We start from the raw sequence: 16,020 nt of genomic DNA on the forward strand, positions 1-16,020 counted from the left end.
TCTAAATAAGTTTTACACAAAATAAGTTATCAACAGCTGTTATTTTTGTGGATAACTTATTGAATCCAACTATACCTTTATGTTATCATATTAATGCATTGTGAATAACTTTATCTAATATAACAACTTATCCACACTTGTGAATAATCCTGTTGATAACTTGTATATTATTCTTATTATTTTTTATTTATAGTCTTTATAATCCTTTTATTTCAACGGTTTTATATATTTTAAACTTTCAACAAGAACTGTGTATATTTCTTGTTGATAATTTTTTTATAATAAAATTTATCCACATTATCAACAGCCTGTTAATAATTTTATTCACAACATGTAAAGTAATAATCTAATATGTTAATTATATGTGCATAACTAAAAGTTAAAATCATTTTATGATTGGAGGATAGAAGATGGATGCCCAACTAAATAATCTCTGGGAACAAGCATTGAACATAATAAAAGGAGAAATTTCTGAAATAAGCTTTAACACTTGGATTAAAAGCTGTACTCCTATATCAATTTCAGATAATATATTAAAACTTTCTGTTCCTAATGAATTCACTAAAGGGATTTTAGATACAAGATATAAAGACTTATTAATTCAAGCTTTAAAGATAGTTACATCTAGAAAGTTTAAAATAGAGTTCTATCTTGAGTCTGATTTAGAAGAAGAAAAAGAAAATGAGGAAAAGCAGAAAGAAGAGAAGAAAGAGAATACAAATGATGTCGATGGATCTATAGTTGTAAGTGATGAAATGTCAGCTACATTAAATCCTAAATATACTTTCCAATCCTTTGTAATAGGTAATAGTAACCGCTTTGCTCATGCAGCATCTTTAGCTGTTGCAGAATCACCAGCAAAAGCTTATAACCCATTATTTATCTATGGAGGAGTAGGACTTGGAAAAACTCACTTAATGCATGCAATAGGACATTATATTCTTCAAGAAAATCCTAAAGCAAAAGTAGTTTATGTATCATCTGAAAAATTCACTAATGAACTTATTAATGCTATTAAAGATGATAAGAATGAAGAGTTTAGAAACAAATATAGAAAAGTCGATGTTTTATTAATAGATGATATTCAATTCATAGCAGGTAAAGAACGTACTCAAGAAGAGTTCTTCCATACCTTTAATGCTCTACATGAAGAGAATAAACAAATTATACTATCATCAGATAGACCGCCTAAGGAAATTCCTACATTAGAAGACAGGTTAAGATCTAGATTTGAATGGGGTTTAATAGCAGATATTCAACCACCTGATTTCGAAACTAGAATGGCAATACTAAAGAAAAAAGCTGATGTTGAAGGCTTAAATGTACCAAATGAAGTTATGGTATATATAGCTACTAAAATCAAATCAAATATAAGAGAATTAGAAGGCGCACTTATAAGAATAATAGCTTATTCCTCTCTAACTAATAGGGATGTAAGCGTTGATTTAGCTTCAGAAGCACTTAAAGATATAATATCTAATAAAGAAAGTGCTCCAGTTACAGTAAAAACTATTCAAGAATCCGTAGCAAATTATTATAATTTAAGAATAGAGGATTTAAAATCTCAAAGAAGAACTAGAAATATAGCTTATCCTCGTCAAATTGCTATGTATTTAAGTAGAAAACTTACAGATATGTCTTTACCTAAAATAGGTGAAGAATTTGGTGGAAGAGATCATACTACAGTAATTCATGCTTATGAAAAAATTTCTGAAAATTTAAAGACTGATGAAGGTCTACAAAGCATGATTAATGACATTACTAAAAAGCTTACTCAAAAGTAATTAACAAAGTACATAATAACTGTATATTATCTGTGGATAACCTGTGAATTATTATGTTTATTATTTTTTGCCTGTTATTTTATTGTGGATAATTGTTCACAGTAATCTACAGGTTATCCACAAGTAAAAAATCCCTGTAAGCCTTGGTATACAAAGGTGTCCAGGTTTTATCCACAAATCCACAGGTACTATTACTATTATTATTATATTTATTATCTATTAATATATCTATTATTCAAAAATTCACACTGTGTATAACTTATGTGAATAAGTCCTAAAAGGAGGGTTTTTATTTTGATATTTACATGTGACAAAAATAAATTACAAGAATCTATAGCTATAGCTCAAAAAGCTATAACTGGAAAATCAACAATGCCTATCTTAGAAGGTCTATACATAGAAGCTTCTGAGAACATAGTAACTATAATAGGATCAGATAAAGATGTTAGTATAGAAACTAAATTTGAAGCTGATGTTACTGAACCAGGGAAGTTAGTTGTTGATGCTAAAATATTTGGAGAGATAATAAGAAAGTTACCTAACGATAAAATTAAAATAGAAACAGTATCAGAAGAAGCTATAAGAATAACTTGTCAAAAATCTGTATTTGATTTATTACATATGAATGCAGAAGATTTTCCAAGCTTACCTAAGATAAACGAGAATATGATATTCTCAATAAACCAAGGAATTCTTAAAAATATGATAAAAGGAACTTCTTTTGCCATAGCTCAAGATGAAACTAGACCTATTCTTCAAGGTATATTATTCGAAATTAAGGACTCTAAATTAAACTTAGTAGCTTTAGATGGATATAGATTAGCAATAAGAACAGAGAATATAGATACTAACAATACAATTAATGCTGTTATACCAGGAAAGACACTTAACGAAGTAGCTAAGATATTAGAAGATTCAGAGGAAATAGTCAACATAACATTTACCCCAAATCACATATTATTTAATATGGGAGATACAAAAGTTATTTCTAGATTGCTAGAAGGTGAATTCATAAAGTATGATGCCTTATTACCAAAAGAACATAAGTTACAAATTGAAGTTGATAAACAAACTCTTCAAAATGGTATTGAAAGAGCATCTCTTATGGCTAAGGAAGGAAATAGTAACTTAGTTAAGTTTGATATAACTGATGAAAATATAGTAATCACATCTAATTCTCAATTAGGAAAAGTTAGAGAAGAGGTTACTATCAAATTGCAAGGAGATGAAATTCAAATTGCATTTAACTCAAAATACTTACTAGATGTTTTAAAAAATATGGAAGAGGACAAAATAGAATTAAGAATGACAAGTAGCATATCTCCATGTATTATAAGAAATAAGAACAATGATTTATGTGAATATTTAGTTCTACCTGTTAGAATAGCAAGATAATTTAAATTAGATTTTTATAACTATGGTGAGTTTAGTATTGCTAAACTCACCATAGACTATTTTTTATTTTATTTTTTTGAAAGGAGAAACAATGTAATTTTTAAATATACATTGTGTGTATAATTATGCAAGAAGTAAAAATTAATACAGAGTTTATAAAGTTAGATTCATTTTTAAAATGGTGTGGAGCAGTTAGCTTAGGATCAGAAGCTAAAATGTTCATAATGGACGGAGAAGTTTTAGTAAATGGTGAAGTATGTACTCAAAGAGGAAAAAAATTAAGAGTTGATGATACTGTAGAGTTCAATGGGGAAATTTATAAGTTAATTTAAAGATACATAGCCTAAAGAACATAAGAATATGGTATAATTAAATATAGGTGTTTTTATGTATATAAAAAGTTTGCAATTAATTAATTATAGAAATTATGAAAATTTATCAATTAAGCTTTGTCCTAATGTAAATGTCTTTATAGGTGATAATGCACAAGGTAAAACCAATGTAATAGAAGCTATATATTATTGTGGATTTGCTAAGTCACACAGAACTAATAGAGACAAGGAGCTAATAGAGTGGAATAAGGACAGAGCTTTTATAAGGTTAGATGTTCATAAGGATAGATTAGACAAAATCATAGATGTGAATATTTTAAAAGACGGAAAAAAAGCTATTAGCATAAATTCAATAAAGATAAGTAAAATTGGAGAATTAATTGGAACATTTAACGTAGTTATGTTCTCTCCAGAAGATTTAAAAATAGTAAAAGAATCTCCTGGAATAAGAAGAAGATTTATTGATATGGAACTTAGCCAATTAAACAAAAGGTATTATCATAATTTAGTTCAATATAATAAAGTCTTACATGAAAGAAATTTAGTTTTAAAGAATAAAAATATAAATGAGGAAATGTTAGACATATATGATATACAATTGGCTCAATATGGAGAGAATATTATAAAGACTAGATTAAAATATATAGAACAGTTAAACAAATATTCTAAAGAAATTCATAAAGAGATAACTTCAGGAAAAGAAGAAATTGAATTTAAATATATTTCCACTGTAAAAGATTTAGATAATATTAAAGATTCTATGATAAAACTATTAGAACAAAATAGAAAAAAGGATATAGATAAAAGAGCTACATCTATAGGTCCACATAGAGATGATTTTAATATATATTTAAATAATATAGATGCAAAGATTTATGGTTCACAAGGTCAGCAAAGAACTAGTGTATTAACAATAAAATTTGCATCTTTAAAAATAATAAAAGAAATAACAGGTGAATATCCTGTGTTATTATTAGATGATGTATTGTCAGAATTAGACTTTAATAGAAAAAGATATGTTTTAACATCAATAAAAAATATACAAACAGTAATAACATGTACGGGAATAGAAGATCTAACCAGTTATTTAGATGAAAACTCAAAAGTATTTAGAGTTATAAATGGACGTATTCAATGTTAAAGGAGGAGTATTTGTGTTTTTACACTTAGGAGAGAATGTAGTAGTTCCAGTTAAAGATGTTATAGGAATATTCGATATACAAACTGCTATGTATAGTTCAGATACTATACAATTCTTAAGAATGGCTGAAGAGGATGGCTTTGTTGAAAGAATTACAGATGAAAAGCCAAAATCTTTTGTTATAGCTGAGATAGATAAAATGAGTAAGGTATATCTTTCACCTATTTCATCATCTACATTAACAAAGCGTACAGATATTAATTATAATCCTTAAATTTTTGAATTAAGATAAATTTGAGGTTATTACTAAAGATTTATTTTTAAAAGATTTTATAAAAATAGGATTGCCACATTTATTTTGGGAAGGGTTAACCCATAGCCTTTAAATTAATAGCTCTTAAATAATGTTTACATTAAGTGTGAGGATTGAAGGAATTTCGACTAAGTTGTTTGAGATTATTCACGGAAGACCCTATAAAAGGTAAATTGCTGCTATATAGGAGGAGTTATATGTTGGAGCAAAACAATCAAAATTATGATGCAAGTCAGATTCAAGTCTTAGAGGGACTAGAAGCTGTAAGAAAAAGACCAGGAATGTACATTGGTAGTACTAGTTCAAGAGGTCTTCATCATTTAGTTTACGAAATTGTTGATAACAGTATTGATGAAGCATTAGCTGGATACTGTAAAAATATAAAAGTATACATACACAAGGATAATTCAGTTACTGTAGTTGATGACGGAAGAGGTATGCCAGTAGGAATTCATCCAAAGATGGGAAAACCAACTGTAGAAGTTATAATGACAGTTCTACATGCTGGAGGTAAATTCGGAGGCGGCGGATACAAAGTATCTGGTGGATTACATGGTGTTGGTGCATCTGTAGTTAATGCTCTTTCAGAATTATGCGAAGTAATTGTAACAAGAGATGGATATGTTTGGAAACAGTCTTATAAAAGAGGGGCTGTGCTTACAGGTTTAGAGAAAATAGGAGAAGCTGAAGGTAGTGGAACTAAAGTTCACTTTAAGCCTGACCATGAAATATTCGAAGAAACTGAATATGATTTTGAAATTTTATCACAAAGACTTAGAGAATTAGCTTTCTTAAATAAGGGAATAAACATAACTCTTATTGATGAAAGAGAAGATGAAGTTAAAGAAGAAGTATATCACTATGAAGGTGGTATAAAATCTTTTGTAAGTTATCTAAATAGAAATAAAGAGGTTTTACATGATGAACCAATTTATGTAGAAGGTCTTAAAGATGGAATTGCTGTAGAGGTTTCTTTACAATACCATGATGGTTTCAATGAAAATATCTTTACTTTTGCTAATAATATAGACACTGTTGAAGGTGGTACTCACTTAGCAGGATTTAAAACTGCTTTAACAAGAGTAATGAATGATTATGGTAGAAGATTTGGTCACTTAAAGGAATCAGATAAGAATTTATCAGGAGATGACATAAGAGAAGGTTTAACTGCTGTTGTTTCTGTTAAAATATCTGAGCCTCAATTTGAAGGTCAAACTAAAACTAAATTAGGAAATAGTGAAGTTAGAAGTGCTGTTGATTCAATTTCAGGAGAAGGAATTTCTACTTTCTTAGAAGAAAATCCTGAGGTTGGTAAAATTATAATAGAAAAAGCTTTATTAGCATCAAGAGCTAGAGAAGCTGCAAGAAGAGCTAGAGAACTTACAAGAAAATCAGTACTTGAAAGAAGTTCATTACCAGGTAAACTTGCTGATTGTTCATCAAAAGATCCAAAGGAATGTGAAATTTACATAGTTGAGGGAGACTCAGCTGGTGGATCTGCAAAGCAAGGAAGAGATAGAAAATTCCAAGCTATATTACCTTTAAGAGGTAAAATAATGAACGTAGAAAAGCAAAGATTGGATAAAATCTTAGGTTCAGATACTATAAGATCAATGGTAACTGCAATTGGAGCTGGTATAGGACCTGAGTTTGATATAGAAAAAATAAGATATAATAGAATAATAATCATGACTGATGCTGACGTTGATGGTGCTCACATAAGAACTCTATTATTAACATTCTTCTATAGATATATGAGAGACTTAGTTGAGCAAGGACACGTTTATATAGCGCAACCACCACTATATAAAATTTCTAAAGGAAAACAAGAGAGATATGCATACTCAGATGCTGCTGCAGATGAAATAATAGAAGAGTTTGGTGGAAAGGATAGTAGTGTAAATGTTCAAAGATACAAAGGTCTTGGAGAAATGAACGCAGGACAACTTTGGGAAACTACTATGGATCCAGAATCAAGAATATTATTAAGAGCAGATATTGAGGATGCTATGGTAGCTGATGAGATATTTACAATTCTTATGGGCGATAAAGTAGAGCCAAGAAGAGAATTTATTCAGAAGAATGCTAAAAATGTTAGCAATTTAGATATATAGTACTAATATGAGGTGAAGTACATGAGCTTAAATGAGGGAAAAGTAATACCCATAGATATAAATAAAGAAATGAAAAAGTGCTACATAGATTATGCTATGAGCGTTATTGTTGGTAGAGCATTACCAGATGTTAGAGATGGTTTAAAACCAGTTCACAGAAGAATTTTATATTCAATGCAAGAATTAGGACTATATCCTGAAAGAGGATATAGAAAATGTGCCAGAATAGTTGGGGAAGTTTTAGGTAAATACCACCCACATGGTGATTCATCAGTTTATGATGCATTAGTTAGAATGGCACAGGATTTCTCTTTAAGATATATGCTTGTTGACGGACATGGTAACTTTGGTTCTGTTGATGGAGACTCAGCAGCGGCAATGAGATATACAGAAGCTAAAATGAATAAAATAGCTTCTGAAATGCTTAGAGATATTAATAAAAATACAGTTGATTTTATTCCAAACTTTGATGGTGAGGAAAAAGAACCAGTTGTATTACCTTCAAGATATCCTAACCTTTTAGTTAATGGTTCATCAGGGATAGCTGTTGGTATGGCTACTAATATACCACCACATAACTTAGGTGAGGTAATTGATGGAACTATAGCTCTTATAGACAATCCAGAATTAACAAGCTTAGAATTAATGACATACATTAAAGGACCAGATTTCCCTACAGCAGGAATAATAATGGGTAAATCAGGAATAAGAGCTGCTTATGAAACTGGAAAAGGTAGAATAGTAGTAAGAGCTAAAGCTGAAATTGAAGAGGAAAATGGAAGACATAAAATAATAGTAACTGAACTTCCATACCAAGTTAATAAGGCTAAGCTTATAGAATATATTGCAGATCTTGTTAAGGACAAAAAAATTACTGGAATATCAGATTTAAGAGATGAATCTGATAGAGAAGGTATGAGAATGGTTATAGAACTTAAGAGAGATGCAAATCCAAATGTTACATTAAACCTTTTATATAAACACACAAAAATGCAAGACACATTTGGAGTTATAATGCTTGCTTTAGTTGATAATCAACCACAAATATTAAACTTAAAACAAGTTTTAGTTCACTATATAAACTTCCAAAAGGATGTTATAACTAGAAGAACTCAATTTGAGCTTAATAAAGCTAAAGAGAGAGCGCACATATTAGAAGGATTAATAATAGCCCTTGATAATATTGATGATGTTATAAATATAATAAGAAGTTCTAAGACTTCAGAAATAGCTAAAAACACACTTATTGAAAGATTTAGTTTAAGTGAAAAGCAAGCTGCTGCAATCTTAGAAATGAGACTTAGAAGACTTACTGGTCTTGAAAGAGATAAGATTGAAAATGAGTATAATGAGCTTATGAAGTTAATAGATTACTTAAATGCAATCTTAGCTAGTGAGGAAAGATTATTAGAGGTTATAAAAGAAGAGCTTCTAGAAATAAAAGCTAAGTACTCAGATGAAAGAAGAACACAAATAGAAAAACAAGAAAATGAAATAGATATAGAAGACTTAATACAAGAAGAGGATGTTGTAATAACTCTTACTCATACTGGATATATTAAGAGAATATCTTCAGATGTTTACTCAGCTCAAAAGAGAGGTGGTAAGGGAATACAAGCAATGACAACAAAAGAAGATGACTTTGTTGAAAATGTACTTGTAACATCAACACACTCAAACTTATTATTCTTTACAACTAAGGGTAAGGTTTATAAGATAAAAGCTTATGAAGTACCAGACGCAGGAAGAACTGCTAAGGGAACAAATCTTGTAAATATATTACCATTAGAAGCAGATGAAAAAATACAAACTGTTCTTTCATTTAAGGATGTTCAAGAAGATGGATACTTATTTATGGGAACTAAACTAGGAATAGTTAAGAAAACACCATTAAAAGACTTCAAGAACATAAGAAAGAATGGATTAATAGCATTAAACCTTAGAGAAGGTGACGAGCTTCTAAGAGCTAAAATAACATATGGAGACGCAGATATTATATTTGTAACTCAAGACGGTAATGCTATAAGATTTAATGAAACAGATGTTAGACCTATGGGTAGAACTGCATCTGGAGTTAAAGCTATAAGCTTAAGAGAAGGCGACGTTGCTGTTTGTATGGATATAGCTGTAGAAGACGAAAAATTACTAGTTGTCAGTGAAAATGGTTATGGTAAGAGAACTAACCTAGATGAATATAAAGTTCAAAATAGAGGTGGAATAGGTCTTATAACATATAAAGTATCTGATAAGACTGGTAAAGTAGTTGGTGCTACTGTATGTAAAGAAGATGATGAGCTTATGCTTATAAATAACCAAGGGGTAGCTATAAGAATAAATGTAAGTGATATTTCAGTTACAAGTAGATCTGCAATGGGAGTTAAACTTATGAGGACTCTAGAAGATGAAGCTGTTGTAACTATTGCTAAAATCTCTGGAGATACTAATGAAGAGGAAGAAGAAATGACTTTATTAGATGAATCAGAAGATACAAATATAATTGTAGAAGAAGTAGCTACTGAAGTTAAGGATGAAGAAAACTAATAATTTTTAATGAAACTCTGGTGCTTTTAGCATCAGAGTTTTTTTATTTCTTAAATTTTTCTATTAAAATTCATATTTTTTAAGTTAAATAATAAAATATAAATAAAACTTAACTAGATTAAAAAGAGTTTTATTAGGCAAATTATTATATTAAAATATCTAAAAATCCTTACGAATAGCAAATAAATAGTATAAATATAATATAAACTTTACCAAGTGTATCAATAATTAAATTTTTGAGAAAAATAAAGAAATTAAGAGAAAATATAATATAATTTTATAATATAGCATATAAACTAAATGTTTATGTAACCTTATGTGATAAGATATTACTTGTCGCTGACGAACAGCAACAAAACAAAAAACAAAACTTAGCAAATAAGTTAAAAAAGTTTTTTGAAGAAAAATGTTGACAAAGTTCGAAAGTGATGTTAAACTAAAGAAGTCGCTTGAGAGCGACAAAGAAATGGTCTTTGAAAATTAAACAGAAGATATTAACATAAACCAGCAATTCTTTTATAAGTAATATGAGTATAGATTAAACTTTTAAATTGAGAGTTTGATCCTGGCTCAGGATGAACGCTGGCGGCGTGCTTAACACATGCAAGTCGAGCGATGAAGTTTCCTTCGGGAAACGGATTAGCGGCGGACGGGTGAGTAACACGTGGGTAACCTGCCTCATAGAGTGGAATAGCCTTCCGAAAGGAAGATTAATACCGCATAACGTTGAAAGATGGCATCATCATTCAACCAAAGGAGCAATCCGCTATGAGATGGACCCGCGGCGCATTAGCTAGTTGGTGGGGTAACGGCCTACCAAGGCGACGATGCGTAGCCGACCTGAGAGGGTGATCGGCCACATTGGGACTGAGACACGGCCCAGACTCCTACGGGAGGCAGCAGTGGGGAATATTGCACAATGGGGGAAACCCTGATGCAGCAACGCCGCGTGAGTGATGAAGGTTTTCGGATCGTAAAGCTCTGTCTTTGGGGAAGATAATGACGGTACCCAAGGAGGAAGCCACGGCTAACTACGTGCCAGCAGCCGCGGTAATACGTAGGTGGCGAGCGTTATCCGGATTTACTGGGCGTAAAGGGAGCGTAGGCGGATGATTAAGTGGGATGTGAAATACCCGGGCTCAACTTGGGTGCTGCATTCCAAACTGGTTATCTAGAGTGCAGGAGAGGAGAGTGGAATTCCTAGTGTAGCGGTGAAATGCGTAGAGATTAGGAAGAACACCAGTGGCGAAGGCGACTCTCTGGACTGTAACTGACGCTGAGGCTCGAAAGCGTGGGGAGCAAACAGGATTAGATACCCTGGTAGTCCACGCCGTAAACGATGAATACTAGGTGTGGGGGTTTCAACACCTCCGTGCCGCCGCTAACGCATTAAGTATTCCGCCTGGGGAGTACGGTCGCAAGATTAAAACTCAAAGGAATTGACGGGGACCCGCACAAGTAGCGGAGCATGTGGTTTAATTCGAAGCAACGCGAAGAACCTTACCTACACTTGACATCCCTTGCATTACTCTTAATCGAGGAAATCCCTTCGGGGACAAGGTGACAGGTGGTGCATGGTTGTCGTCAGCTCGTGTCGTGAGATGTTGGGTTAAGTCCCGCAACGAGCGCAACCCTTGTCGTTAGTTACTACCATTAAGTTGAGGACTCTAGCGAGACTGCCTGGGTTAACCAGGAGGAAGGTGGGGATGACGTCAAATCATCATGCCCCTTATGTGTAGGGCTACACACGTGCTACAATGGCTGGTACAGAGAGATGCAATACCGCGAGGTGGAGCCAAACTTAAAAACCAGTCTCAGTTCGGATTGTAGGCTGAAACTCGCCTACATGAAGCTGGAGTTACTAGTAATCGCGAATCAGAATGTCGCGGTGAATACGTTCCCGGGTCTTGTACACACCGCCCGTCACACCATGAGAGTTGGCAATACCCGAAGTCCGTGAGCTAACCGCAAGGAGGCAGCGGCCGAAGGTAGGGTCAGCGATTGGGGTGAAGTCGTAACAAGGTAGCCGTAGGAGAACCTGCGGCTGGATCACCTCCTTTCTAAGGAATACGTCTTAGGACAACTAAGATGATAATGAATTCTGGATAATATCTCTGTTTAATTTTGAGAGACTATCTCTCAAAATTGTTCTTTGAAAATTGCACATAATTTAATTTATAGAAACAACAAGCCAAATTGGCAAAACCAATTTCTATTCTTTGTAAAATGAGAACTATAACTAATATAGGTCAAGCTACAAAGGGCGCATGGTGAATGCCTTGGCATCAGGAGCCGATGAAGGACGTGATAAGCTGCGATAAGCTTCGGGTAGGCGCACATAGCCTGAGATCCGAAGATCTCCGAATGAGGAAACTCACATGGGAAACCCCATGTATCATTAAGTGAATACATAGCTTAATGAAGGTAACCCAGGGAACTGAAACATCTAAGTACCTGGAGGAAGAGAAAGAAAAATCGATTTTCTTAGTAGCGGCGAGCGAAAGGGAAAGAGCCCAAACCGGAAACTTGTTTCCGGGGTTGTGGACATAGCATCAAAGTGGAGGCTATTGTAACTGAAGAGAACTGGAAAGTTCCACCGTAGAAGGTAATAGTCCTGTAAGTGAAACGAGAAGACCACGAGTTATGATCCAGAGTACCACGAGACACGTGAAACCTTGTGGGAAGCAGGGAGGACCACCTCCCAAGGCTAAATACTACCTGATGACCGATAGTGAAGCAGTACCGTGAGGGAAAGGTGAAAAGAACCCCGGGAGGGGAGTGAAATAGAACCTGAAACCGTGTGCCTACAACCGCTCAGAGCCCCTTATGAGGGTGATGAGGTGCTTTTTGTAGAACGAGCCAACGAGTTACGGTATGTAGCAAGGTTAAGTACTTAAGGTACGGAGCCGAAGGGAAACCGAGTCTGAATAGGGCGACTAGTTGCATGCCGTAGACCCGAAACCGGGTGACCTATCCATGGCCAGGTTGAAGCGAGGGTAAAACCTCGTGGAGGACCGAACCACGTTGCTGTTGAAAAAGCATGGGATGAGCTGTGGATAGCGGAGAAATTCCAATCGAACCCGGAGATAGCTGGTTCTCTCCGAAATAGCTTTAGGGCTAGCGTCGAGTATGAGTAGTGGAGGTAGAGCACTGAATGGGCTAGGGGGCATAGCGCTTACCGAACCTTATCAAACTCCGAATGCCACATACTTTGAGCTCGGCAGTCAGACTACGAATGATAAGATCCGTGGTCAAAAGGGAAACAGCCCAGATCGTCAGCTAAGGTCCCAAAGTGTAAGTTAAGTGGGAAAGGATGTGAGATTTCTAAGACAACTAGGATGTTGGCTTAGAAGCAGCCATTCATTAAAAGAGTGCGTAATAGCTCACTAGTCGAGAGATCTTGCGCCGAAAATGTAACGGGGCTAAACTTACCACCGAAGCTACGGGCTTGAACTTATGTTCAAGCGGTAGGAGAGCGTCGTAACCGGGCTGAAGTCGTACCGTAAGGAGCGGTGGACTGGTTACGAGTGAGAATGTTGGCATCAGTAGCGAGATGTGGGTGAGAATCCCACAGGCCGAAAACCTAAGGTTTCCTCAGGAAGGTTCGTCCGCTGAGGGTTAGTCGGGACCTAAGCCGAGGCCGAAAGGCGTAGGTGATGGACAACTGGTTGATATTCCAGTACCACTACCATCGTTATTATCGATGGCGTGACGCAGGAGGATAGTGTGTGCTAGCTATTGGATGCTAGTCTAAGCGTTTAGGCAGTGAGAGTAGGCAAATCCGCTCTCATAATGCTGAGGCGTGATGGGGAAGGTTCTACGGAACCGAAGTACATGATTCCACGCTGCCAAGAAAAGCGTCTAGAGAGAGAAGTAGTGCCCGTACCGCAAACCGACACAGGTAGGTGAGGAGAGAATCCTAAGGCCGGCGGAAGAATTACAGTTAAGGAACTCGGCAAATTGACCCCGTAAGTTCGCGAGAAGGGGTGCCTACGAGAGTAGGCCGCAGAGAATAGGCCCAAGCAACTGTTTAGCAAAAACACAGGTCTCTGCTAAAGCGTAAGCTGATGTATAGGGGCTGACGCCTGCCCGGTGCTGGAAGGTTAAGGGGAACACTTAGCGCAAGCGAAGGTGTGAACTTAAGCCCCAGTAAACGGCGGCCGTAACTATAACGGTCCTAAGGTAGCGAAATTCCTTGTCAGGTAAGTTCTGACCCGCACGAATGGCGTAATGACTTGGGCACTGTCTCAACTGTAAATCCGGCGAAGTTGTAGTGCGAGTGAAGATGCTCGCTACCCGCGATTGGACGGAAAGACCCCGTAGAGCTTTACTGTAGCTTAGCATTGAGTTTTGGTATTGTCTGTACAGGATAGGTGGGAGACTAGGAAATCAGGGCGTCAGCCTTGGTGGAGTCAACCTTGGGATACCACCCTGACAGTACTGAAATTCTAACTGGCGGCCATGAATCTGGTCACAGGACATTGTTAGGTGGGCAGTTTGACTGGGGCGGTCGCCTCCTAAAAAGTAACGGAGGCGCCCAAAGGTTCCCTCAGAACGGTCGGAAATCGTTCGAAGAGTGCAAAGGCAGAAGGGAGCCTGACTGCGACACCCACAAGTGGAGCAGGGACGAAAGTCGGGCTTAGTGATCCGGTGGTACCTCGTGGGAGGGCCATCGCTCAACGGATAAAAGCTACCTCGGGGATAACAGGCTGATCTCCCCCAAGAGTCCACATCGACGGGGAGGTTTGGCACCTCGATGTCGGCTCGTCGCATCCTGGGGCTGAAGTAGGTCCCAAGGGTTGGGCTGTTCGCCCATTAAAGCGGCACGCGAGCTGGGTTCAGAACGTCGTGAGACAGTTCGGTCCCTATCCGTCGCGGGCGTAGGAAATTTGAGAGGAGCTGTCCTTAGTACGAGAGGACCGGGATGGACTGACCTCTGGTGTACCAGTTGTTCCGCCAGGAGCACAGCTGGGTAGCTAAGTCGGGAATGGATAAACGCTGAAAGCATCTAAGCGTGAAGCCAACCTCAAGATGAGATTTCCCATAGCGTAAGCTAGTAAGATCCCTTGAAGAACACAAGGTTGATAGGTCGGGGGTGTAAGCATGGTAACATGTTCAGCTGACCGATACTAATAGATCGAGGGCTTGACCAAATATAGTAAATTAAATATGTGCAATTTTGAAAGAACAAAAACTTTCAAAAATATGTTGACAAATTATTAGAGATTTGATAACATATACATGTCATCTGGTGATGATGCTCTTTAGGGTAACACCCGTTTTCCATTCCGAACACGAAGGTTAAGCCTATTGAGGCCGATGGTACTGCACGGGAGACTGTGTGGGAGAGTAGGTGGTTGCCAGGTAATATGGATCTTTAGCTCAGTTGGTTAGAGCAACCGGCTCATAACCGGTAGGTCCGGGGTTCGAGTCCCTGAAGGTCCACCATTTTTGGGGGTATAGCTCAGTTGGGAGAGCACCTGCCTTGCACGCAGGGGGTCAGGAGTTCGAATCTCCTTACCTCCACCAGAAACTCTAAACAAATGTTTAGAGTTTTTTTATTTTTCTTAAATATATTCAAATCTAAAATAAATCTATTGATTTAACTAATCTTAAAAGTTTTCCACAAAATTTTAAAAAGAATAACAAGTTATCCACACAAAACAAATAAGTTATATACATATAGAGAGTATTTAGTGGATAAATATTTTAACGGAAAGATAATATATAATAATTATCTTTATATGGTATAATTTACAGTATTAATATCTTTAATGAGAATAGAAGGTGAATACCTAAAGATGTCGTATAGAATAAAGCAATTTTTATGGGCTATTTCTGCAAATTTTAAAGAGTTAGATTATAGTTATGTAAGATCAATCTTAAATGATTATGAGTTTAGTTTATTTAAGAGATTGAAAAAAGGAGAACAGTTACATTCTATAAAGGTTTCTAAAGATTGTGTTAATTTAGCTAAGAGTAAAGGGATAAATTCAGAGAGTGAATTAAAAATTTTTTCTAAGCTAGGATTATTACATGACATAGGAAAATTATATTATCCTTTAAATATAATGACAAAGTCATTTTTAGTGTTAGGTAAAAAAATATCTAAAAATAGAATAAGTAAATTTCAAAATATAAAACCAATATATATTTATTATAATCATGGTGATAAGGCATTTGATTATCTAAGGGAAGATGATTATGATAAGGAGTTTGTAGAAGCAATTAGAGGACATCACTCTATTAAATCTAGTAAAAACATATTGCTATGTATATTAAAAGAAGCTGATGATATGAATTAATTTTAATAATAGGTGCATAGTTTTTAAATAAATTTTATTAAAGCTAATATTCAGTATAAATTATGTTGAAATAATTTCAATTTATATTCTGTGGA

General features: G+C 35.3%; 8 protein-coding genes, 2 tRNA genes and 3 rRNA genes. All 13 read left to right on the plus strand.

Going from position 1 to position 16,020, the window contains the following annotated elements:
• The first annotated feature begins 410 nt into the window (after positions 1–410).
• Positions 411–1,784: a chromosomal replication initiator protein DnaA gene (gene dnaA / locus CPF_RS00010; protein WP_003451025.1), complete on the plus strand. Its 1,374-nt coding sequence runs from the start codon at positions 411–413 to the stop codon at positions 1,782–1,784.
• A gap of 294 nt (positions 1,785–2,078) precedes the next feature.
• A complete protein-coding gene (gene dnaN / locus CPF_RS00015) occupies positions 2,079–3,179 on the plus strand; it encodes a DNA polymerase III subunit beta (RefSeq protein ID WP_003451044.1) in 1,101 nt (366 codons plus the stop codon).
• 125 nt (positions 3,180–3,304) lie between these two features.
• Positions 3,305–3,511, plus strand: a complete 207-nt coding sequence (gene yaaA / locus CPF_RS00020; RefSeq protein WP_003470354.1) for a S4 domain-containing protein YaaA — start codon at positions 3,305–3,307, stop codon at positions 3,509–3,511.
• Positions 3,512–3,566: 55 nt separating this feature from the next.
• Positions 3,567–4,652 (plus strand): DNA replication/repair protein RecF, encoded by a 1,086-nt coding sequence (gene recF / locus CPF_RS00025; protein ID WP_003450989.1) that lies wholly within the window; start codon positions 3,567–3,569, stop codon positions 4,650–4,652.
• Positions 4,653–4,665: 13 nt separating this feature from the next.
• Positions 4,666–4,926, plus strand: a complete 261-nt coding sequence (gene remB, locus CPF_RS00030) for an extracellular matrix regulator RemB (protein ID WP_003451015.1) — start codon at positions 4,666–4,668, stop codon at positions 4,924–4,926.
• A 236-nt stretch (positions 4,927–5,162) separates the two neighbouring features.
• Positions 5,163–7,079 carry a DNA topoisomerase (ATP-hydrolyzing) subunit B gene (gene gyrB, locus CPF_RS00035; protein ID WP_003466052.1) on the plus strand — a complete coding sequence of 639 codons (1,917 nt, stop codon included), beginning with the start codon at positions 5,163–5,165 and terminating at the stop codon, positions 7,077–7,079.
• A gap of 21 nt (positions 7,080–7,100) precedes the next feature.
• On the plus strand, positions 7,101–9,620 hold the full coding sequence (gene gyrA / locus CPF_RS00040) for a DNA gyrase subunit A (RefSeq protein WP_003470357.1): 2,520 nt from the start codon (positions 7,101–7,103) through the stop codon (positions 9,618–9,620).
• 547 nt (positions 9,621–10,167) lie between these two features.
• A 16S ribosomal RNA gene (locus tag CPF_RS00045) occupies positions 10,168–11,680 on the plus strand.
• A 187-nt stretch (positions 11,681–11,867) separates the two neighbouring features.
• Positions 11,868–14,773, plus strand: a 23S ribosomal RNA gene (locus tag CPF_RS00050).
• Between the two features lie 94 nt (positions 14,774–14,867).
• Positions 14,868–14,986 (plus strand): 5S ribosomal RNA (gene rrf / locus CPF_RS00055).
• The 16S, 23S and 5S rRNA genes sit together here with 2 tRNA genes alongside, the layout of an rRNA operon.
• Positions 14,987–14,991: 5 nt before the next feature.
• Positions 14,992–15,068, plus strand: a tRNA-Ile gene (locus CPF_RS00060).
• Positions 15,069–15,073: 5 nt separating this feature from the next.
• Positions 15,074–15,149 (plus strand) — tRNA-Ala (locus CPF_RS00065).
• Positions 15,150–15,421: 272 nt separating this feature from the next.
• Positions 15,422–15,925: an HD domain-containing protein gene (locus tag CPF_RS00070; protein ID WP_011590026.1), complete on the plus strand. Its 504-nt coding sequence runs from the start codon at positions 15,422–15,424 to the stop codon at positions 15,923–15,925.
• The last annotated feature ends 95 nt before the right edge of the window (positions 15,926–16,020 follow it).

Source organism: Clostridium perfringens ATCC 13124 (assembly GCF_000013285.1).
GTDB lineage: Bacteria > Bacillota > Clostridia > Clostridiales > Clostridiaceae > Sarcina > Sarcina perfringens.